This window comes from Streptomyces sp. NPDC040718 (assembly GCF_055593565.1).
Genome location: NZ_JBVIXO010000011.1, coordinates 166,082 through 185,734, shown reverse-complemented (window position 1 = coordinate 185,734; position 19,653 = coordinate 166,082). Strand labels below are relative to the sequence as shown.

Genomic DNA, 19,653 nt, shown 5'->3' with positions numbered 1-19,653 from the left:
GGGCATATTCATCGGAACCCCGCTGGGGCTCCGATGTGACCCACTATCGTTCTGCCCATGACTCAGTCGCACCCAGTGATCAAGAAGGCCGTCATCCCGGCTGCGGGGCTCGGCACTCGGTTCCTTCCGGCGACCAAGGCGACCCCCAAGGAAATGCTCCCGGTCGTGGACAAGCCGGCCATCCAGTACGTCGTCGAGGAAGCCGTGTCGGCCGGGCTGGACGACGTACTCATGATCACCGGCCGTAACAAGCGGGCCCTGGAGGACCACTTCGACCGGAACTACGAGCTCGAATCGGCTCTGATCGCCAAGGGTGACGACGACCGGCTGAAGAAGGTCCAGGAGTCGAGCGACCTGGCCACCATGCACTACGTCCGCCAGGGCGACCCGCGCGGCCTCGGCCACGCCGTCCTGTGCGCCGAGCCGCACGTTGGCGACGAGCCGTTCGCCGTCCTCCTCGGAGACGACCTGATCGACCCGCGCGACCCGCTGCTGCGGCAGATGGTCGACGTCCACGCGCGCACCGGCGGCACCGTCATCGCGCTGATGGAGGTCGACCCGTCCAGCGTGCACCTCTACGGCTGCGCCGCCGTAGAGCCGACCGGCGAGGACGGCGTCGTCCGGATCACCGGACTCGTCGAGAAGCCGGAGCCGGCCGAGGCGCCCAGCAACTACGCGGTCATCGGACGCTATGTCCTCCACCCGGCGATCTTCGGCATACTGCGGGAGACCGAGCCGGGCCGCGGTGGGGAGATCCAGCTCACCGACGCCCTGCAGAAGCTGGCCGCCGACGAGAGCGTGGGCGGCCCGGTGCACGGCGTGGTCTTCCGCGGCCGCCGCTACGACACCGGGGACCGGGGTGACTACCTGCGGGCCATCGTCCGACTCGCGTGCGAACGTGAGGACCTGGGCCCGGAGTTCCGCACCTGGCTTCACCGTTACGTCACGGAGGAGATGTAGCACCTTGAGCAGTTCCGCACCGCAGCATCCTCGACCGGCGGGCGGCCGGCACCGTCTGTGGTCGGTGGACGAGCACCTCGCGGACGTACTCGCCGCCGTCCGGCCGCTGGAGCCCATCGAGCTCCAGCTGCTGGACGCCCAGGGCTGTGTCCTGGTCGAGGACGTCACCGTGCCCGTCGCCCTGCCGCCCTTCGACAACAGCTCGATGGACGGGTACGCCGTCCGCACGGCCGACGTCCAGGGTGCGAGCGAGGAGTTCCCCGCGGTGCTCGCCGTCATCGGCGACGTGGCGGCGGGCAGCGGCGAGCTGCCCACCGTCGGCCCAGGCCAGGCCGCCCGGATCATGACCGGCGCCCCGCTGCCGCCCGGCGCGGAAGCCGTCGTACCGGTCGAGTGGACCGACGGCGGCACGGGCGGCGGCGCCGCCTCCGGCATGACCCCGGCCAGCTCCGCGCCCGAGGGCGCGGCCGGCGAGGTACGCGTCCACCGCGCGGCCGAGGCCCGGGCGCACGTGCGCTCGCGCGGCAGCGACGTACAGGCCGGCGACCTGGCGCTCGCCGCCGGCACCGTCCTCGGCCCGCCGCAGATCGCGCTGCTGGCGGCGATCGGACGCGGCACCGTGCGGGTCCGGCCGCGCCCGCGCGTGGTCGTCCTGTCCACCGGCAGCGAGCTGGTCCAGCCGGGTGAGGCGCTGACCGCAGGGACGATCTACGACTCGAACAGCTTCGCGCTGGCCGCCGCCGCGCGCGACGCCGGCGCCATCGCCTACCGCGTCGGCGCGGTCGCCGACGACGCCGACACCCTGCGCTCCACCATCGAGGACCAGCTGATCCGGGCCGACCTGCTCGTCACCACGGGCGGGGTCTCCGTCGGCGCGTACGACGTGGTCAAGGAGGCCCTGACCGCCGCCGGCTCCGGCTCCGGCGACGAGCCCTCCGGCGGCGGCGTCGACTTCCGCAAGCTCGCCATGCAGCCCGGCAAGCCGCAGGGCTTCGGGACCGTCGGCCCCGACCACACCCCGCTGCTGGCCCTGCCCGGCAACCCGGTGTCCTCGTACGTCTCCTTCGAGCTGTTCGTGCGCCCCGCGATCCGGTCGCTCATGGGCCTGCCGGAGTCCGAGGTGTCCCGGCCCAGCGTGCGCGCCGTGCTCAAGGCCGACGCGCCGCTCGGCTCCCCGGCGGCCCGCCGCCAGTTCCTGCGCGGCACGTACGACGCCGAGGCCGGCACCGTCACCCCGGTCGGCGGATCGGGCTCGCACCTGATCGCCGCGCTGGCGCACGCCGACTCGCTGATCGTCGTACCGGAGGAGGTCACCTCGGTGGAGCCGGGGGCCGAGCTGGAAGTGATCCTGCTCGGCTGAGCGGCCGCCCGTGCGGGTAGCGTGTTGCATCACACAGGCCCCAGGCTCCAGGGGGCCCGGAGCGGGAGCGGCACGCAGATATGAGTACGCAGAGCAGGCTGACGCACATCGACGAGGCCGGCGCGGCCCGGATGGTCGACGTGTCCGAGAAGGACGTCACCACCAGGACGGCGCGCGCCAGCGGACGCGTCCTCGTCTCGCCGCGGGTGATCGAGCTGCTGCGCGGCGAGGGCGTGCCGAAGGGCGACGCCCTCGCCACCGCGCGGATCGCCGGGATCATGGGGGCCAAGAAGACCCCCGACCTGATCCCGCTCTGCCACCCGCTGGCGGTCTCCGGGGTGAAGGTGGACCTGACGGTCGCCGACGACGCCGTCGAGATCCTCGCCACCGTCAAGACCGCCGACCGAACGGGCGTCGAGATGGAGGCGCTGACCGCGGTCGCCGTCGCCGGCCTCACCGTGATCGACATGGTGAAGGCCGTCGACAAGGGCGCGGTCATCACCGACGTACGGGTGGAGGAGAAGACCGGCGGCAAGTCCGGCGACTGGACCCGCGCGTGAACCCCCCGCGCGGCGGCGAGGTCCACAGCCACAGCCACCTGACGGCGACGGCCTCGGCGGACGCGGCCCCGCAGCCTCCGGCGGGGCGCGCCCTGGTCGTCACCGCCTCGAACCGGGCCTCGCAGGGCGTGTACGCCGACAAGGGCGGCCCGCTGCTGGCCGAGGCGCTGGAGAAGCTCGGCTTCACGGTGGACGGCCCGCGCGTGGTGCCGGACGGCGACCCCGTCGAGCGGGCGCTGCGCGAGGGCGTGGCCGGCGGCTACGACGTCATCCTGACCACCGGCGGCACCGGCATCTCGCCGACCGACCGGACCCCGGACGCCACCGCACGCGTACTGGACTACGAGATCCCGGGCATCCCGCAGGCCATCCGTGCGGAGGGCCTGGCCAAGGTGCCCACCGCCGCCCTGTCGCGGGGCCTGGCGGGCGTGGCCGGCCGGACCCTGATCGTGAACCTGCCCGGTTCCACCGGCGGGGTGAAGGACGGCCTGGCGGTGCTGTCGCGGATCCTGCCCCACGCCGTCGACCAGCTGCGGGGCGGCGACCACCCCAGAGCGGACGCGGCGCCCGGGAGCCCGAGCTGAACGGCCCCTCCTGGCCGGTGGTGCTGGCGGACGGCGATGTCACGCTCCGGCCGATAAAGCTGCGGGACCAGCGCGCCTGGCGCGAGGTCAACCAGCGCAACCGCGACTGGCTGCGGCCGTGGGAGGCGACGATCCCGCCGCCCGCGCCGTGGGGGCCGGTGATCCACAGGCCGACGTACCGGCAGATGGTGCGCCACCTGCGGGCCGAGGCGAACGCGGGCCGGATGCTGCCGTTCGTCATCGAGTACCAGGGGCGGCTGGTCGGTCAGCTCACGGTCGCCGGGATCACCTGGGGCTCGATGTGCGCCGCCCACGTGGGCTACTGGGTGGACCGGGACGTGGCCGGCCGCGGGGTGATGCCGACGGCGGTCGCGCTCGCCGTGGACCACTGCTTCCAGAAGGTCGGGCTGCACCGGATCGAGGTGTGCATCCGCCCCGAGAACGGCCCCAGCCGCCGCGTCGTCGAGAAGCTCGGCTTCCGCGAGGAGGGGCTGCGGCCGCGTTATCTACATATCGACGGGGCGTGGCGCGACCACCTGGTCTTCGCGCTGACGGCGGAGGAGGTCCCGCAGGGGCTGCTGCGCCGCTGGCACCGCACGCGCAAGCGGGAAAGCCCACCGCCGACACCCGCCCCGTAAAGCAGGTAATCGCAAAAGCGTTCGAATTGCTGGCCGATTCGCCCATAACCTGATCCGAAGAATCACAAAAAAAGTCGGTGATATCAGCCGGATCGTGCGACACACCGGCCCAATTGGCTGATCCCCCCGGGCGCGCCCCTCTACGGTGTGAGGTGTGAGCAGCAGCGGCCTCATCTACGCAGTCATTGTCGGGGCCTGGGCCGCCTACTTGGTGCCCATGTGGCTCCGGAGGCAGGACGAGCTGAACGAAGCGCGTCCGACGGAACGCTTCTCCACCGCCATCCGGCTGCTTTCCGGCCGGGCGGGAATGGAGCGCCGTTACGCCAAGGGGCTGCGTGAGCGCGGTGAGGATCAGGCGGAGGCCCAGCCCCACGCGGACCCGGACGCGGCGACGGAAACGGTTAACTCCGTGGACGCCGACGCCCGGGCCATCGGCGTGTCCCCGACCAGGGCCGAACCGAGATCCATCGAGGTGGAACGGGTCCGACGGCAGCAGCGCCTCCAGGTGCTCGCGCGCCGCCGGCGCACCACGGCGCTCCTCTTCCTCGTCTTCAGCGGCGGCGCGGTGGCCGCGGCCGTCGGCGGCATCCGCTACCTGTGGGCCCCGGCCGTGCCGGCCCTGCTGCTGAGCGCCTACATCGTGCACCTGCGGGTCCAGGAGCGGCGGCGCTACGAGTTCACGATGGACCGGCGGCGCGCCGAGGCGGCCGCCCGCAGCCTGCGCGAGAACCGCCCCCAGCGCCATCGCGAACAGCCCGAGCCCGCCACCGCCGGCGCCGAACCGGACCCCGCCCCGCCGGTCTCCCCGCAGGAGGCCGGACGCCGGGCGCTCGTCGAGCAGACCGACCACGCCGAGTGGGTGGACCAGCAGCGCGAGCGGGAGCGCGGTCCGGCCCGCGGCGACAGCTGGGAGCCGGTGCCGGTCCCGCTGCCGACGTACGTGACGGCCCCGGTCGCCCCCCGCGCCACCGGCCCGGTCAACCCGGACGGCTGGAGCTCGGCCCGCTCCAGCACCGCCGAGCCGACCGACCCCCGCCTGCGCGCCCAGCCGGCCGTACCGAAGCCGGACCCGGGCCCGCAGCCCGCCCCGCCCCGCCCCCGGGGCCGCGATCTCGGCCGCACGCCGCTCTTCGACCAGTACGAGAGCGACGACCGCCCGCGCGCCGCGAACGAGTGACGGGTGACCTGCGCGGACCCTCCGGACAACGCGTTTTGGAGCACCCGCGCGGGGATGCTAATGTTTCACACGTCGCAAGGGCCTGTGGCGCAGTCTGGTAGCGCACCTCGTTCGCATCGAGGGGGTCTGGGGTTCAAATCCCCACAGGTCCACAAACGACAGTTCTTGAGTAGCTCTCAAGAATCGTCACGAGATCCCGTTCAGCCGAAAGGCTGGGCGGGATCTCGGCGTTTCCGGGGTGCGTTCGAGACGGTGTCCGATTGCCCGTCCCGGTTGCTTGGCCGGCCGGGATGGGGCTCGGGGTCTCGTGGCCGTAGGCCGTGACGCCGGTGCCGAAGCCGGTGAGGACGCTCAGTGTGCCGGTGGTCTGGTGCCAGCTGTGAAAGATGGCCAGGTTGACGGAGCAGATCATCAAGGCGAGGAGGACGGCCTGGGCGACGCGTCCGTGCGCGAGTTGCTTGGACGGGTCCGAGATGTCGATCCCGTGGGCCTTGGCACGGCCGTTGAGTCCTTCGATGTTGGCCCGTTGGGCCGCCTTCTGAGGGGGAACGCGATGGACCTGGTTGTAACGGGGGCAGGCGGCAGCCGGAGAAGGTCCGGCAGCCGGGCATTGGTAGCGGATGACGCCCCGCAGGTCGGCGGATTCCTTGACCTTGAGGAAGTACGGCTCCCGCTGGGCGATCTGGTCCTGCAGGGCAGGGGCGTTGGCGAGATCGCGTACGGCCTCGTCGCTGAGTCCGGTCGTCGCGTGCGCGAGCGCGTGGGGCATGGCGGGGCAGGTGAGGGAGCCGTCGACGAGGAGGGCTCCCTCGTGGGTGCCCTGGACGCCTCGTTGGTCCTGCTTGTAGTCGAGGGAAGGCTCGACGCCGATTGGGGTGTTCTTCCGACTCCTGTAGATCTACCTGCCGGGTCCGTACAGAGGAGGACTGGAAGGGCAGCTCGTCGACCACGGCCGGCTCCGTTCCCTGCCACTGGGCCCATCGGCCTGGGACAGAGGAGCAGGCCGCGGTGAGGTGGGCCAGACTTCGCCCCCGAACGTGCGACGAGATCACCGTACGGATCCTCGAAGTCGACCTCGCCCGCCACCGCCTCACCCTGTCCGCCAGAAACCTGCCACCGGAGGGGAAGCGGCCCTTCTTACGAGCGGCATGGGTGCAGCCCTGTGGCCCGCGACGTGCTGGAGACGGAACTCAGCTGCCCTCAGGCAGGAGCAGCGGCTTGCCAAGCGGCGGTGACACAGCCTTCCTCCCAGTGCCACCATTCCTTCGCTTCGCCGTGTTCCAAGAGCGTGCGGATCCGCGGCAGGTCCGCCTCGGGCGGGACATCCAGGGCCACCATCCGGAACTGCTCGATCCCCTCGCCGGTCGTGCCGAGGCGGTGGAAGACCTCCAGCACGCTTTTCCGGGCGGCGGCTGAGCCGTCGTCCTTCAGTACGATCAGCCGGATCGTGCAGTTCTGAGACCGTCGGACCGTCTCCCCGGCCCAGAGAACACCGTCGCCATCGAACTCCACCGTGATGATGTCGCCGCTGGCGACTCCGCGTACGAACCAGGGCGTGTTGTCCAACCGCACCGTGCCGTCGCCGAGGTCCACCGCCCACAGGCTCTCGACGCTTGCCGGCGGCCAGCCATCCTCATCCATGTCCATCCGGAAGTGGACCTTCACGTGGGCGTCACCGATGTTCGTCACCGCGCCGTCATCCCCACCCGCATTCGCAGGGCAGGCCCGGGGAGGGCGGCCGCGCGATGTCATCGGACCTGGACAGTGGCGCAGATGAAGGTCGTGTCCTGGAGCAGCTCCGGAGTGATGGCCACGCTGGTCAGGTGCTCGGCCAGAGCGAACGCCGCTGGTGAGGACAGATCCGTTTCCGGAAACTCGTCCTCGAGGTGGAAGCCGATCCGCTCCATGACGTCGAGGAGTTCGTCGGGTGCGGTGCCCCATCGGTCTTCCGGGAACATGGGGTCGAAGCAGAGTCGCAGAACCCGGTCCTCTGCCCAGAGGAACGTGCCGACAGCGTTGACGTTGACGAAGTGAGAGACCCAGCTCGCCCCGGCCGAGGCCGGCAGGGCTCGATCTTCGGTGACTCCGAGATAGCCGTTGGGCTCGATCAGGAGCGTCCAGGTACCCACAGTGGTCATGGCAACCAGCTGGCGGTTGCCCTCCTCCAGGTCGTACTGGGCGAAAGCAGCGTCGACGACCGCGGCTATGCCCTGCAGAGGCGCCTCCGGTCGTCCCTCGAGCCGGGACACCAGCTCAGCGGGCGACAGCCCCCGAACCAGGGTGAAGCAGTACGCCTCGGCGATGTCTGGAAAGTCGTTCTCGAACCACGTGTAGTCCGCTCCGGTCTTCGTCATGCCGCCCATCCTTGCCCCTGCGTCTGACAGCGGCGGGCCCGGTCGCCGGCAGGGCGGGAAACGATCTCCGTCGATTCGGGAAGCGATCTTCGCATGCCTCTGGAGCGCCCGGTCAGAGGTACTCGTGAACAGCCCGCAAACGACAGTTCTCGGATGGCTACCGGGAAGCGTCACGAGACCCCGTCCGGTCGAAAGCCGGGCGGTATCCCGGCGTTTCCGCGGTCGTGGCCGAAACCCGTGGGGAAGCCGCCGGTTGGGCGGCGCGCGGACAACGCGACAATAGGCCGCATGGTGAAGAACGGGGACGGGGCCGTCGCGCAGGCGTGGGAAGCGCTGGGCGGAGACGGCGAGTTGGCGGGACGGGTGGGTTTCCACGGGCCGAGCGGGCTGGAGGGTCCGCTGCCGGTACGGGAGATGGCGCGGGCCTGCGTCGGGGTGTGCGGGCTGGCCGCGGCCGAGCTGGCCGCCGTACGGAGCGGGGGCACGGCGCTCGACGCGGCCGCGGTCGCGGTGGACGAGGGGGCCGTGGCCACGGCGTTCGTCAGCGAGCGGCACCTGCGGGTGGAGGGCCGGGCGCCGGTGAGCTTCGCGCCGCTGTCCGGGTTCTGGCGGGCGGCCGACGGGTGGGTGCGGACCCACGCCAACTACCCGCACCACCAGGCGGCCCTGGTACGGGCGCTCGGCGTGCCCGGGACCCCCGAGGCGGTGCGCGAGGCCCTCTCCGGGCGGAGCGCGGCCGAGGCGCAGGAGGCGGTCTACGCGGAGGGCGGGCTCGCCGTCGCGGTCGCGCGGGAGTACGGGGAGCCGCAGCCGCTGGTGGAGTGGGTACGGGGCCCGGGGGCCGGCCGGCCGCCGGGGCCGGGCGCGCTGCCCGCGTCCGGGGTACGGGTGCTGGACCTGACCCGGGTCATCGCCGGGCCCGTCGCGACACGGACCCTGGGGCTGCTGGGCGCCGACGTGCTGCGGATCGACTCCCCGGCACTGCGCGAGGCGGACGACGCGCACGCGGACACCGGCTTCGGGAAGCGTTCCGCGCTGCTGGACCTCGGGGACGCCGCCGGCCGGGAGGTGCTGCAACGGCTCCTCGGCACCGCCGACGTGGTGGTGACGGGGTACCGGCCGGGCGCGCTGGAGCGGTTCGGGCTGGGCGCCGAGGAGCTGCTGGAGCGGTATCCGCGGCTGGTGGTGGCGCAGCTGTGCGCGTGGGGGTGGAGCGGGTCCTGGGCGGGGCGCCGGGGCTTCGACTCGCTCGTGCAGGCGGGGTACGGGATCGCCGCGCGGTGCGCGGGCGAGGACGGGAAGCCGGGGGTGCTGCCGGCGCAGGCGCTGGACCACGGGACGGGGTACCTGGTGGCCGCGGGTGTGCTGCGGGCGCTGGCGGAGGGCGGCGGCCGGGCGCTGCGGTTCTCCCTGGCCGGGACGGCGTCGTGGCTGGTGCGGGAGGTGCCGGCGGCGGGGCCGGCGGTGCCGGGGTACGCGCCGGAGCCGTGGCTGCGCGAGACGCAGTCCGCGTACGGGGTGCTGCGGTACGCCGCGAGCCCGTTCGGGGACTGGGGGCGGGGGCCGTCCCGGTGGGGCACGGACGGAGCCGTCTGGCTCGGCCGCTGACCCGGCGGAACGGCCCCGCGGGGGTCAGGAGCCCGAGGCCCGCAGCGGCTTCGCCATGCAGCGGCTGGACTCGTAGAAGCGGTAGTAGCCGAACTTCTCGGACTGGGCGTAGCCCGAGGAGAGGTAGAGGGCGATGGCCTCCGGCTGCTTGTCGCCGGTCTCCAGGACCATGCGGGTGCGGCCCGCCGCCAGGGCGTCGGCCTCCAGCTCGGCCAGGATGCGGCGGGCCAGGCCGAGGCCGCGAGCCTGCGGGACGACGTACATGCGCTTGATCTCGGCGTCGCCGTTCGAGTAGCCCTCGTCGTTCTTCTCCTGGCCGCGCCAGGCGCCGCTGGCCACCGGGGTGCCGGCGGCGTCGTAGGCGAGCAGGTAGAGGCCGTTCGGCGGGAGGAACATCGCCGGGTCGAGGAAGGTGGCGTCGCCCTCGCCGTCGTAGCGCTGCCGGTACTCGACCTGGACCTGCGCGTCGAGCGCCGCCGCGTCCGGGTGGTCGTACGGCACGGCGCGGATGTTTATACCGTGAGACATTCGAATATCGTACGGATCCATCCCGCTATGGTGCAGGGATGCTCACCGTGACCTCCGTGAATGTGAATGGGATCCGCGCCGCCGCCAAGAAGGGGTTCGTGGAGTGGCTCGCCGGATCCGACGCCGACGTCGTGTGCCTCCAGGAGGTGCGCGCCGAGGAGGCGCAGATCCCGGCGGAGGCCAGGGAGCCCGAGGGCTGGCACACCGTGTTCGCGCCGGCCGCCGTCAAGGGGCGGGCCGGCGTCGCGCTGTACACGCGGCGCGAACCCGAACGGGTGCGGGTGGGCTTCGGCAGTGACGAGTTCGACGCCGCCGGGCGCTACATCGAGGTCGACCTGCCGGGCGTCACCGTCGCCAGCCTGTACCTGCCCTCCGGAGAGGCCGGCACCGCGAAGCAGGACGAGAAGTACCGGTTCATGGAGGAGTTCCTCGGCTACCTCGGGGAGCTGAAGGCGCGGGCCGCCGCCGACGGGCGGGAGGTCGTGGTGTGCGGCGACTGGAACATCTGCCACCAGGAGGCCGACCTCAGGAACTGGAAGACGAACCGCAAGAACGCGGGCTTCCTGCCCGAGGAGCGGGAGTGGCTGGGGAAGGTGTACGCGGAGGCCGGCTACGTCGACGTCGTGCGCGGGCTGCACCCGGACACGGAGGGTCCGTACTCCTGGTGGTCCTACCGGGGCCGGGCCTTCGACAACGACGCGGGCTGGCGCATCGACCTCCAGGTGGCGAGCCCGGGGCTGGCGGCGAAGGCCGTGAAGGCCTTCGTCGAGCGCGCCGAGACGCACCCCGAGCGCTGGTCGGACCACGCGCCGGTGACGGTGGTCTACGAGCTCGGCGTCTGAGGGGCTGCTGCGTCGTCTGCGGCTGCTACGTCGTCTGCGGCGCCTGCGCTGTCTGTGGTGCCTGGGCTGTCTGTGGTGCCTGGGCCGTCTGTGGTGCCTGTGGCGTCTGAGCTTTCCGAGGAGGCTCGGGCTCGGGGGCCTGGGCGCGCTGCTGGTGCAGGCGGTCCATCGCCAGCGTCAGCTCCGCCTCGACCACGCTCTTGGCCAGCGGGCGCAGCCGGGTGACGGCCTCCTGCCCGAGGTGCGCGGAGATCAGCCCGGTGAACAGCTCCGCCAGCGCGTCCGCGTGCTCGCGGACCCGGCGGCCCGTCTCCAGCACCGCCGACAGCGGTACGCCTTCGCGGACCAGGGCCGAGGAGACGTCCAGCAGGCGTCGGCTGACGTGCACGATCGCCTCGCCGTCGGTGGCGACGTAGCCGAGGTCGAGCGCGGCCGCCAGGTTCTCCGGGGTGACCTCGCCCTCGAAGTAGTCGGCCAGCAGTTCGGGCGAGAGCCGGACCGGGGTCTCCTCCGACCCGCCGATCCCGAGCAGCTCGCCGAGCTGGCCGACGTCGCGGCCCTTCTCGAAGGCGGCGGTCAGCTCGGCGATGCCGCCGAGGGTGTGGCCGCGGTCCAGCAGGGCGGCGATCGTGCGCAGCCGGGCCAGGTGCCCTTCGTCGTACCAGGCGATGCGGCCTTCTCGGCGCGGCGGCGGGAGCAGCCTGCGCTCGCGGTAGAAGCGCAGGGTGCGCACCGGGATGCCGGCCGCCTCGGCCAGCTCCTCCGTCCGGTACTCGCGCCGGCAGTCGCGCTCCACGGGCTCCACGGGTTCCACGGCGGGCCGCGCCCCTCTCGTCACCGGTCTGTCCACACCCGCAGCCTAGGGGGTGCCCTGTGGATCGCGGCGGGGTCGATCCGCGGGGCGTCCGTAAGGGGTACTCGCGGTAACTTTCCGGGCGCGACCCCTACCCATGGGTACGGAGCTGCTCTACCCTCCCGATTGTGCCAGTGATTGCTGGCAACGTTGCGGTTCGGATTGCGGTGCGGAAGGCGGCGGGCATGGGCGGCACGGTCGGCAAGGGCCGGAAGGTCGGCAAGGGCGCGCGCGAGCACGTGCGGGTGGCGGTGGTCGGGTCCGGCTTCGGCGGGCTCGGCGCGGCCGTCCGGCTGCGGCGCGAGGGGATCACGGACTTCGTCGTACTGGAACGGGCCGACTCCGTCGGCGGCACCTGGCGCGACAACAGCTACCCCGGGTGCGCCTGCGACGTGCCCTCGCACCTGTACTCGTTCTCCTTCGCCCCCAACCCCGACTGGCCGCGGACGTTCTCCGGACAGCCGGCCATCCGCGCCTACCTGGAGCACGTCGCCGACACCTTCGGGCTGCGCCCGCACATCCGGCTCGGCCACGAGGTCCTGATGATGCGCTGGGACGCGCAGGAGCTGCGCTGGGAGATCGAGACCTCGGCGGGCGAGCTGACCGCCGACGTCGTGGTGTCGGCGACCGGCCCGCTGTCCGACCCGAAGATGCCCGAGATCCCCGGGCTCGCCGAGTTCCCCGGGAAGGTCTTCCACTCCGCCCGCTGGGACCACGACTACGACCTGAGCGGCAAGCGCGTCGCCATGATCGGTACGGGCGCCTCCGCGATCCAGATCGTGCCGGCCATCGCCCCCCGGACGGCCCGCCTGACGCTCTTCCAGCGCACCCCGCCGTGGGTCATGCCGCGCACCGACCGCGCCATCAGCACCGTCGAGCGCTGGCTGCACCGGCAGCTGCCCTTCACCCAGTCGGCCCGCCGCGGGCTGCTCTGGGGGATCCGCGAGCTCCAGGTCAGCGCGTTCACCAAGCGGCCGAACCAGCTCGGGCTGATCGAATCCCTGGCCAAGGCCAATATGGCGCGGTCCGTCAAGGACCCGGAGCTGCGGGCCAAGCTCACCCCGTCGTACCGGATCGGCTGCAAGCGGATCCTGCTGTCCAGCGAGTACTACCCGGCGCTGGCCCGGCCCGACGTGGACGTGGTCGCCTCGGGGCTCAAGGAGATCAGGGGCTCTGTGCTCGTCGCCGCCGACGGGACCGAGACCGAGGTGGACGCGATCATCTTCGGCACCGGCTTCCACGTCACGGACATGCCGATCGCCGACCGCGTCGTGGGCGCCGACGGGCAGACCCTCGCGGACTCCTGGAAGGACGGGATGCAGGCGCTGCGCGGGGCGACCGCGGCCGGCTTCCCCAACTGGATGACGATCATCGGACCGAACACCGGCCTCGGCAACAGCTCGATGATCCTGATGATCGAGTCCCAGCTGAACTACATGGCGGACTACCTGCGCCAGCTGTCCCTCCTCGACGGCGGCAGCCTGGGCGGGCGCACCGCGCTCGCGGCGCGGCCCTCCGCGGTCAACCAGTGGAACCGGCGCGTCCAGGCTCGGATGGAGCGGACGGTGTGGAACACCGGCGGCTGCACCAGCTGGTACCTGGACTCCCAGGGCCGCAACACGACGGTGTGGCCGGGCACGACGGGTGAGTTCCGGCGCGCCACGTTGACGGTCGACCTGGCCGAGTACGAGGTCGTACGCGTACGCGACCGCGAGCGCGGCCGGGTCCCGGCCCCCGCGGCGGCGACCGCTCCCGCCGCGGCGACCGCTCCCGCCGCCGAGGGGGCCGCGTGAGCCGGCCCGGGCACGTCACCGCCGGCCGGTACGCGCCCCCGGCTCCGGCCCGCGAGCTGGTCGCCGTATCCGCCGACGGGTCCCGGCTGCACGTGGAGGTGCACGGGGCGGAAGGGGCCCCGGCCGTCGTGCTCTCCCACGGCTGGACCTGCTCCACCGCCTTCTGGGCGGCGCAGGTCCGCGATCTGGCCCGCGACCACCGGGTCGTCGCCTACGACCAGCGCGGCCACGGACGCAGCCCGGCGGCCGCCGCCTACAGCACCACCGCCCTCGCCGACGACCTGGCCGCCGTGCTGGCGGCCGCCCTCGCCCCCGGGGAGCGGGCCGTGGTCGCCGGACACTCGATGGGCGGCATGACCGTCATGGCCGCCGCCGGCCGCCCCGAGTTCGCCGAGCACGCCGCGGCCGCCCTGCTGTGCAGCACCGGCAGCTCGCGACTGGTCGCGGAGGCGACCGTGCTGCCACTGCGCGCCGGGCGCGCGAGGACCCGTACGACCCGCGCCGTGCTCGGCTCGCGCGCCCCCCTCGGGCCCGTCACGCCCGTCGCCCGCGCGGTGCTCAAGTACGCCACCATGGGCCCCGGGTCCGCGCCGGACCGGGTGGAGGCCTGCGCCCGCATCGTGCACGCCTGCCCGGCGCGGGTGCGCCATGCCTGGTCCGAGGTGCTGGCGGGGCTGGACCTGGACGCCGAGCTGGCCCGGCTGACCGTCCCGACCGCCGTCATCGCCGGCCGGGACGACCGGCTCACCCCCGTCGCGCACGCCAGGCGGCTCGCGGCGGCGCTCCCGCACTGCGTGGGCCTGACCGAGCTCACCGGCATGGGGCACATGACCCCCGTCGAGGCCCCCGAGGCCGTCACCGCCGCCGTGCGCGAGCTGACGGGCCGCTACCTCGGCGCCGCCTCCGAACCCTCCGGCACGGCAGCCGCACCCGGCGCATCCGTTGCATCCCTCGCAGAGAAGGAGAAGACCGCGTGAGCGCTCGCAGGAGTCTGGAAGGCCAGGTCGCCGTCGTCACCGGCGCCGCCCGCGGGGTCGGCGAACTCCTGGCCCGCAAGCTGTCCGCGCGCGGCGCCAGGATCGCCCTGGTGGGCCTGGAGCCGGAGGCGCTCAAGGAGGTGTCGGGCCGGCTGCACACCGACAGCGACCACTGGCACGCCGACGTCACCGACCACGAGGCCATGGCCAGGGTCGCGCGGGAGGTCAAGGAGCGCTTCGGAAAAGTCGACATCGTCGTCGCCAACGCGGGCGTCGCCGCCGGCGGTCCGTTCGGGGACTCCGACCCCGAAGCCTGGCGCCGCGTCATCGAGGTCAACCTGATCGGCGGAGCCGTCACCGCCCGCGCCTTCCTGCCCGTACTCATGGAGAGCCGCGGCTACTTCCTCCAGATCGCCTCGCTCGCCGCGATCACCCCGGCGCCGATGATGACGGCGTACTGCGCCTCCAAGTCCGGCGTCGAGGCCTTCGCGCACTGCCTGCGCGCCGAAGTCGGCTACAAGGGCGTCAAGGTCGGCGTCGGCTACCTCTCCTGGACCGACACCGACATGGTGCGCGGTGCCGACCAGGACGAGGTCATGCGCGAACTGCGGCAGCGGCTGCCGTGGCCCTCGAACCGCACCTACCCGCTGGGGCCGGCGGTCGACCGGATCGTGGCCGGCGTCGAACGGCGCTCGGCGCACGTGTACGCGCAGTGGTGGCTGCGCGGCATGCAGGGCGTCCGCGGCTACCTGCCGGCGGTCGTCGCGGCGGCCGGGACGCGCGAGATGAAGCGCTTCGAACCGAGGCTCGCCGAGGTCTCCAAGGGGCTCGTCGGAGCCGGCGGAGCGGCCGACGAACAGGAACGATCCGGACACCGCTGATCGAAATGCGGCCTTTGTTCCGCCATGTCAGTCTGGTCGAGGCCCAACCACCAACACCCCGTACGGAGTGAGAAGCATGGGTATCAAGGACCAGTTCCAGGACAAGGCCAACGAGATCAAGGAACGTGCGGACCAGGCCAAGCAGGGCGCCAAGGACGAGATGTCCGAGCGCACCGCGAAGGCCAAGCAGCAGAAGAAGGACATGAGGTCCAAGTCCCAGCAGCCGGTCGACGACATCAGGGACGAGCTCGACGACCGGACCTGAGGTCCGGGAGCGATGACCGGAACGAACCTCGGGGCCTGACTGCTACCAGGCCCGGCACATCCGGCGCCGACGCACACGGCGCCGTCGCACACAGCGCCGAGGGGCGCGATCCGTACCGAGGAGGTCCGGATCGCGCCCCTTCCGCGTGACCGCGTACACCGCGCGTACACCGCCTGCTGCCCGTACGGCTGCCGCCGCCCGTACGCCTACTCGCGCGGCGGCAGCTTCGGACGCCGGCGGTCCGGTACGTCGGTGTAGCCGGGCGGGATGGCGGCGGGGTCCTGTTCCAGCAGCTCCAGCGCCAGGTTCACGGCGTCGTCCAGCTGCGCGTGCCGCCCCTCCGCCCAGTCGAGCGGGGTGCGCAGGATCGCGAGGTCCGGCTCCACGCCGTGGTTCTCCACCGACCAGCCGTATTCCGGGAACCAGGCGGCGTTCATCGGCACGGTGATCACCGTCCCGTCGCCCAGGGTGTGCCGGCCGGTCATCCCGACCACCCCGCCCCAGGTGCGCTGCCCCACCACCGGCCCCAGGCCGAGCAGTTTGAACGCGGCGGTGATCATGTCCCCGTCGGAGGACGTCGCCTCGTCGGCCAGCGCCACGATCGGGCCGCGGGGCGCGTTGGAGGCGTACGAGACGGGCTGGGCGTTGCGCGTGAGGTCCCAGCCGAGGATCGAACGGGTGAGTTTTTCCACGACGAGTTCACTGATGTGGCCGCCCGCGTTGCCGCGTACGTCCACGATCAGGGCGGGCCGGGACATCTCCATGCGCAGGTCGCGGTTGAACTGCGCCCAGCCCGAGCCGCCCATGTCGGGGATGTGCAGGTAGCCGCAGCGGCCGCCGCTGACCTCGCGGACCACCGCGCGGCGCTTGGACACCCAGTCCTGGTAGCGCAGCGGGCGTTCGTCGATCAGCGGCACGACCGCGACCCGCCGAGCCCGGCCCTCGCCCTCGGCGGGCTGGAAGGTGAGTTCGACGGTGGTGCCGCCGGCCGCCGACAGCAGCGGGTAGGGGCCGGCGACCGGGTCCACCGGCCGGCCGTCGACGTGGGTGAGGACCGCGCCCTCGCGGATGCCGGTGCCCGCGAGCGGGGAGCGGGCCTTGGAGTCGGAGGACTCGCCGGGCAGGATCCGCTTGACCACCCAGCCCTCCTCCCGGTGCACGAGGTTGGCTCCGAGCAGCCCGATGGCCCGCTGGTAGTGGGGCGGCCCCTCGTTGCGGCGGGCGGGGGAGACGTACGCGTGCGAGGTGCCGAGTTCGCCGAGCACCTCGCGCAGCAGGTCCGCGAACTCGTCGGGGGAGGCCACGCGTTCGACGAGGGGGCGGTACTGGCGCAGTACGCCGTCCCAGTCGATGCCGCACATCTTCGGCTCCCAGAAGTACGCCTGGATGAGCCGGCCGGCCTCCTCGAAGGCCTGGCGCCACTCGGCCGCCGGGTCCACCTCGTGCAGGATGCGCCGCAGGTCGAGGTAGACGGTGGAGTCGCCGTCACCCGATTCGGTGGCCGGCACGGCGCGTAGGTCGCCGTCGTCGTTGACGACGAGCCGGGTGCCGTCACCGCTGACCGCGAACCAGTCCAGCCCGGACGCCAGTTCCGTCTTGCGGGCCTTGGTCATGTCGAAGTGTTCGAGCGTCGGCTTGCCGCTGGTGTCGGCCGGGTTGGCGAAGGTCTCGCCGAGCGCGCCCGAGATGGGCCAGCGCAGCCAGACCAGTCCGCCGCCGTGCACCGGGTGGAGGGCCGAGTACTTCGACGCGGAGACGGGGAAGGGCGTGACCCGGCTCTCCAGGCCCTCCACCTCCACGGTGACCGTGCCGTCGCCCTCGCCCGGCTCGCCCTCGACCGGGTCGAGCCCGCCCGCCGCGGGCCGGCCGTCGGGGGAGTAGGCGAAGGGGGAGGGGGTGGCCGAGGAGAGCGGCACCAGGTAGGGGCGGCAGCCCAGCGGGAAGGACAGGTCGCCGGTGTGCACGTCGTACACCGGGTCGAAGCCGCGCCAGGACAGGAAGGCGAGGTAACGCCCGTCCCGCGTGAAGACCGGGTTCTCGTCCTCGAAGCGGCCGTTGGTGACGTCGACGATGACGCGCGGGCCGGGCCCGGAGATCTTCGCCATCTTGATCTGCCGCAGGGAGCGTCCGATGCCCGGGTGGGACCAGGTCAGCCAGCAGCCGTCGGGGGAGAAGGCGAGGTCGGTGACGGGTCCGTTGATGGACCGGATCAGCTCGGTGACCTCGCCGTTGGACTCCTCGGTCGCGTCGAGCAGCAGCAGCCGCCCGTCGTTGGAGGCGATGGCGAGCCGCTCCCCGTCGGGGTCGGACAGCAGTTCCGTGACGCGGCCCAGTTCGCCCGAGGCGAGCCGGCGGGGCTCGCGGTCGCCGGAGGCGCGGGGGAGGTAGGCGATCTCGATCGCGTCCTCGCCCTCGGCGTCGGTGACGTAGGCGACCTGTCCGCCGCTGCCGAGCATCTCGGGCAGCCGTACCCGCACGCCCGGGGTGTCGGCGATGGTGCGGGCGGGCCCGTCGCGGTGGGTGAGCCAGTACAGGCTGCCGCGTACGACGACGGCGCTGGCCCGGCCGGTGGTGTCCACGGACAGCGAGTCGACGTTGCTGGCGGCCGGCACCTGGTACGTACGCCGCCCCGCGCGCGGGCCGCCGAGGCGGACCGGCAGCTTGCGCGGCGAGGCCCCCTCGGCGAGGGAGTCCACGAGCCAGATGTCGCCCGCGCACTGGTAGACCACGCGGGAGCCGTCGCTGGAGGCGTGCCGGGCGTAGAACTCGTCGTGGTCGGTGTGGCGGCGCAGGCCGGTGCCGTCGGGCAGGCAGGAGTAGAGGTTGCCGATGCCCTCGTGGTCGGAGAGGAAGGCGATGCGGCCGTCGACGAACATCGGCGATTCGAGGTGTCCCTCGATGTCCTCCAGGAGCCGTTGCCCGTGCAGCCAGAGCCGGCCGGTGGCGCCGCCGCGGTACCGCTTCCAGGCGGCGGGCTCGTGCGGGGGCTTGCCGGTCAGCAGCAGGCTGCGGTGCTCGCCGGCGGTGTCGGCGACCTGGATGTCGGAGACCGGGCCCCAGGGGAGGCGGCCGCCGGGGCTGCCGTCGGTGGGCAGCTTGTACGCCCAGGAGTAGTACGAGAAGGGCTGCCCGTGCGAGGAGACGGCGAGGATGTTGCCGTCCGGGTCCCAGCCGCAGACGCGGGTGTCGGTGGAGCCCCAGTGGCTGAGCCGGCGGGCCGGGCCGCCGTCGACGGGGGCGAGGTGGATCTCCGGGTCGAGGCTGCGCCAGGTGGTGAAGGCGATGTGCCGGCCGTCGGGGGAGAAGCGCGGGTGGCCGACCCGGGTGCGGTCGACGGTGATGCGCCAGGCGCGGCCGGGGGTCTGGCCCTCGGGTACCAGGGGGGCGACCCAGAGGTCGTCTTCGGTGGCGAAACACAGCAGGTCGTCGTGCAGGTGCGGGAAGCGGAGGTACGCGACGTCGTGACTCACCCCCCAATGCTTTCCGCGCCGAGGGGGCCCGGCAACTCGTACAGGTGACCAAGTGGCGCCCGTGGGGGTGACGTGCGCGGAGTTCGCGGCGTGACCCATGCCACGCCGCTAGCGAAACGGAACGGTTTCGTTTCGTTAGTTGTGGAGGTAGGCTCTGAAGAGTACGGAACCGTTTCGTTCGGAGGAGGTCGCGATGAAGGCGAGTTGCCGGGTGACCGACGTCATGTCGGCCCGTCGCAGCCGGATCACCCCCGAACGGGAAGCCGAACTCCACGGGGCGGTCCTCGACCTCCTGCGCGAGGTCGGCTACGAGGCGCTGACCATGGACGCCGTCGCCGCCCGTACGAAGTCCAGCAAGGCCACCCTCTACCGCCAGTGGGGGAGCAAGCCGGAGCTGGTCGCCAAGGCCCTGCGATGTACCCAGCCGGTCTCTCTGCGGGAGATCGACACGGGCACCCTGCGCGGGGACTTCGCGATGATGGTCGAGCGCTCGGACGACGCGCAGATGGCCAAGGACACCGCGCTGATGCGGGGCCTGGCCCACGCCGTCCACGAGAGTCCGGAGCTGCACCGGGCGCTGCGCGACCTGCTGGTCGACCCGGAGATCAACGGTCTCCAGGAGATCCTGCGGCGCGCCGCCGAGCGGGGCGAGATCCGGCCGGACTGCCCGGCGCTGGACTTCGTACCGCACATGCTCATCGGGGCGTTCATCGCACTACCGCTGATCGAGGACCGGTCCGTCGACCGGGCCTTCCTCGGCCAGTTCATCGACGCCGTGGTCTTCCCCGCCCTCGGCGTCTGAC

Annotated in this window: 19 protein-coding genes and 1 tRNA gene; 14 read left to right on the top strand and 6 right to left on the bottom strand. The window is 72.6% G+C overall.

Going from position 1 to position 19,653, the window contains the following annotated elements:
- Positions 1 to 57 precede the first annotated feature (57 nt).
- From galU to ACZ597_RS25840, 7 genes are all read left to right on the top strand, one after another.
- Positions 58 to 960: a UTP--glucose-1-phosphate uridylyltransferase GalU gene (gene galU / locus ACZ597_RS25870; RefSeq protein WP_470966013.1), complete on the top strand. Its 903-nt coding sequence runs from the start codon at positions 58 to 60 to the stop codon at positions 958 to 960.
- Between the two features lie 4 nt (positions 961 to 964).
- Complete coding sequence (gene glp / locus ACZ597_RS25865; RefSeq protein WP_471334501.1) at positions 965 to 2,320, top strand: molybdotransferase-like divisome protein Glp; 1,356 nt, start codon at positions 965 to 967, stop codon at positions 2,318 to 2,320.
- An 80-nt stretch (positions 2,321 to 2,400) separates the two neighbouring features.
- Positions 2,401 to 2,880, top strand: a complete 480-nt coding sequence (moaC, locus tag ACZ597_RS25860) for a cyclic pyranopterin monophosphate synthase MoaC (protein ID WP_007264601.1) — start codon at positions 2,401 to 2,403, stop codon at positions 2,878 to 2,880.
- A gap of 38 nt (positions 2,881 to 2,918) precedes the next feature.
- Positions 2,919 to 3,464 carry a MogA/MoaB family molybdenum cofactor biosynthesis protein gene (locus ACZ597_RS25855; protein WP_471334706.1) on the top strand — a complete coding sequence of 182 codons (546 nt, stop codon included), beginning with the start codon at positions 2,919 to 2,921 and terminating at the stop codon, positions 3,462 to 3,464.
- Positions 3,465 to 3,481: 17 nt separating this feature from the next.
- On the top strand, positions 3,482 to 4,102 hold the full coding sequence (locus ACZ597_RS25850; RefSeq protein ID WP_405980304.1) for a GNAT family N-acetyltransferase: 621 nt from the start codon (positions 3,482 to 3,484) through the stop codon (positions 4,100 to 4,102).
- A 154-nt stretch (positions 4,103 to 4,256) separates the two neighbouring features.
- Positions 4,257 to 5,279, top strand: a complete 1,023-nt coding sequence (gene sepX, locus ACZ597_RS25845; protein WP_471334498.1) for a divisome protein SepX/GlpR — start codon at positions 4,257 to 4,259, stop codon at positions 5,277 to 5,279.
- Positions 5,280 to 5,357: 78 nt separating this feature from the next.
- Positions 5,358 to 5,431, top strand: a tRNA-Ala gene (locus tag ACZ597_RS25840).
- Here the strand turns inward: ACZ597_RS25840 and ACZ597_RS25835 are convergent.
- From ACZ597_RS25835 to ACZ597_RS25825, 3 genes are all read right to left on the bottom strand, one after another.
- A complete protein-coding gene (locus tag ACZ597_RS25835) occupies positions 5,413 to 6,048 on the bottom strand; it encodes a hypothetical protein (RefSeq protein WP_471334495.1) in 636 nt (211 codons plus the stop codon). The two genes, ACZ597_RS25840 and ACZ597_RS25835, sit on opposite strands and share 19 nt — an antisense overlap.
- A gap of 431 nt (positions 6,049 to 6,479) precedes the next feature.
- Positions 6,480 to 6,968: a DUF4265 domain-containing protein gene (locus ACZ597_RS25830; RefSeq protein ID WP_471334492.1), complete on the bottom strand. Its 489-nt coding sequence runs from the start codon at positions 6,966 to 6,968 to the stop codon at positions 6,480 to 6,482.
- A gap of 59 nt (positions 6,969 to 7,027) precedes the next feature.
- Positions 7,028 to 7,633 (bottom strand): DUF6461 domain-containing protein, encoded by a 606-nt coding sequence (locus ACZ597_RS25825; RefSeq protein ID WP_471334489.1) that lies wholly within the window; start codon positions 7,631 to 7,633, stop codon positions 7,028 to 7,030.
- A gap of 288 nt (positions 7,634 to 7,921) precedes the next feature.
- Between ACZ597_RS25825 and ACZ597_RS25820 the strand changes: the two genes are divergently transcribed.
- A complete protein-coding gene (locus tag ACZ597_RS25820; protein WP_471334486.1) occupies positions 7,922 to 9,241 on the top strand; it encodes a CoA transferase in 1,320 nt (439 codons plus the stop codon).
- A gap of 24 nt (positions 9,242 to 9,265) precedes the next feature.
- Here the strand turns inward: ACZ597_RS25820 and ACZ597_RS25815 are convergent, their stop codons facing one another.
- Positions 9,266 to 9,769 (bottom strand): GNAT family N-acetyltransferase, encoded by a 504-nt coding sequence (locus ACZ597_RS25815; protein WP_471334483.1) that lies wholly within the window; start codon positions 9,767 to 9,769, stop codon positions 9,266 to 9,268.
- Between the two features lie 38 nt (positions 9,770 to 9,807).
- On the opposite strand from ACZ597_RS25815, the gene ACZ597_RS25810 reads away from it, so the two are divergent.
- Positions 9,808 to 10,611, top strand: coding sequence for an exodeoxyribonuclease III (locus ACZ597_RS25810; protein WP_471334480.1), 804 nt, complete (start codon positions 9,808 to 9,810; stop codon positions 10,609 to 10,611).
- Between the two features lie 25 nt (positions 10,612 to 10,636).
- Here ACZ597_RS25810 and ACZ597_RS25805 read toward each other — a convergent pair whose 3' ends face one another.
- Positions 10,637 to 11,416 carry a MerR family transcriptional regulator gene (locus ACZ597_RS25805; protein WP_471334703.1) on the bottom strand — a complete coding sequence of 260 codons (780 nt, stop codon included), beginning with the start codon at positions 11,414 to 11,416 and terminating at the stop codon, positions 10,637 to 10,639.
- Positions 11,417 to 11,649: 233 nt separating this feature from the next.
- Between ACZ597_RS25805 and ACZ597_RS25800 the strand changes: the two genes are divergently transcribed.
- The 4 genes from ACZ597_RS25800 (at position 11,650) to ACZ597_RS25785 (ending at position 15,380) form a co-directional block, all read left to right on the top strand.
- Positions 11,650 to 13,257 carry a flavin-containing monooxygenase gene (locus ACZ597_RS25800; RefSeq protein WP_471334478.1) on the top strand — a complete coding sequence of 536 codons (1,608 nt, stop codon included), beginning with the start codon at positions 11,650 to 11,652 and terminating at the stop codon, positions 13,255 to 13,257.
- Entirely contained in the window at positions 13,254 to 14,234 is a 981-nt protein-coding gene (locus tag ACZ597_RS25795) for an alpha/beta fold hydrolase (RefSeq protein ID WP_471334475.1), read from the top strand. The genes ACZ597_RS25800 and ACZ597_RS25795 overlap by 4 nt, the downstream gene beginning before the upstream one ends.
- Positions 14,231 to 15,115 carry an SDR family oxidoreductase gene (locus ACZ597_RS25790; protein ID WP_471334472.1) on the top strand — a complete coding sequence of 295 codons (885 nt, stop codon included), beginning with the start codon at positions 14,231 to 14,233 and terminating at the stop codon, positions 15,113 to 15,115. Before ACZ597_RS25795 ends, ACZ597_RS25790 begins: the two co-directional genes overlap by 4 nt.
- Before the next feature lie 76 nt (positions 15,116 to 15,191).
- A complete protein-coding gene (locus ACZ597_RS25785) occupies positions 15,192 to 15,380 on the top strand; it encodes a hypothetical protein (RefSeq protein WP_471334469.1) in 189 nt (62 codons plus the stop codon).
- Positions 15,381 to 15,586: 206 nt separating this feature from the next.
- Here ACZ597_RS25785 and ACZ597_RS25780 read toward each other — a convergent pair whose 3' ends face one another.
- Positions 15,587 to 18,850, bottom strand: coding sequence for a S41 family peptidase (locus ACZ597_RS25780; RefSeq protein WP_471334466.1), 3,264 nt, complete (start codon positions 18,848 to 18,850; stop codon positions 15,587 to 15,589).
- A gap of 223 nt (positions 18,851 to 19,073) precedes the next feature.
- Here ACZ597_RS25780 and ACZ597_RS25775 point away from each other — a divergent pair, with 223 nt between their 5' ends.
- Positions 19,074 to 19,652: a TetR/AcrR family transcriptional regulator gene (locus ACZ597_RS25775; RefSeq protein WP_471334701.1), complete on the top strand. Its 579-nt coding sequence runs from the start codon at positions 19,074 to 19,076 to the stop codon at positions 19,650 to 19,652.
- Position 19,653: the final 1 nt, after the last annotated feature.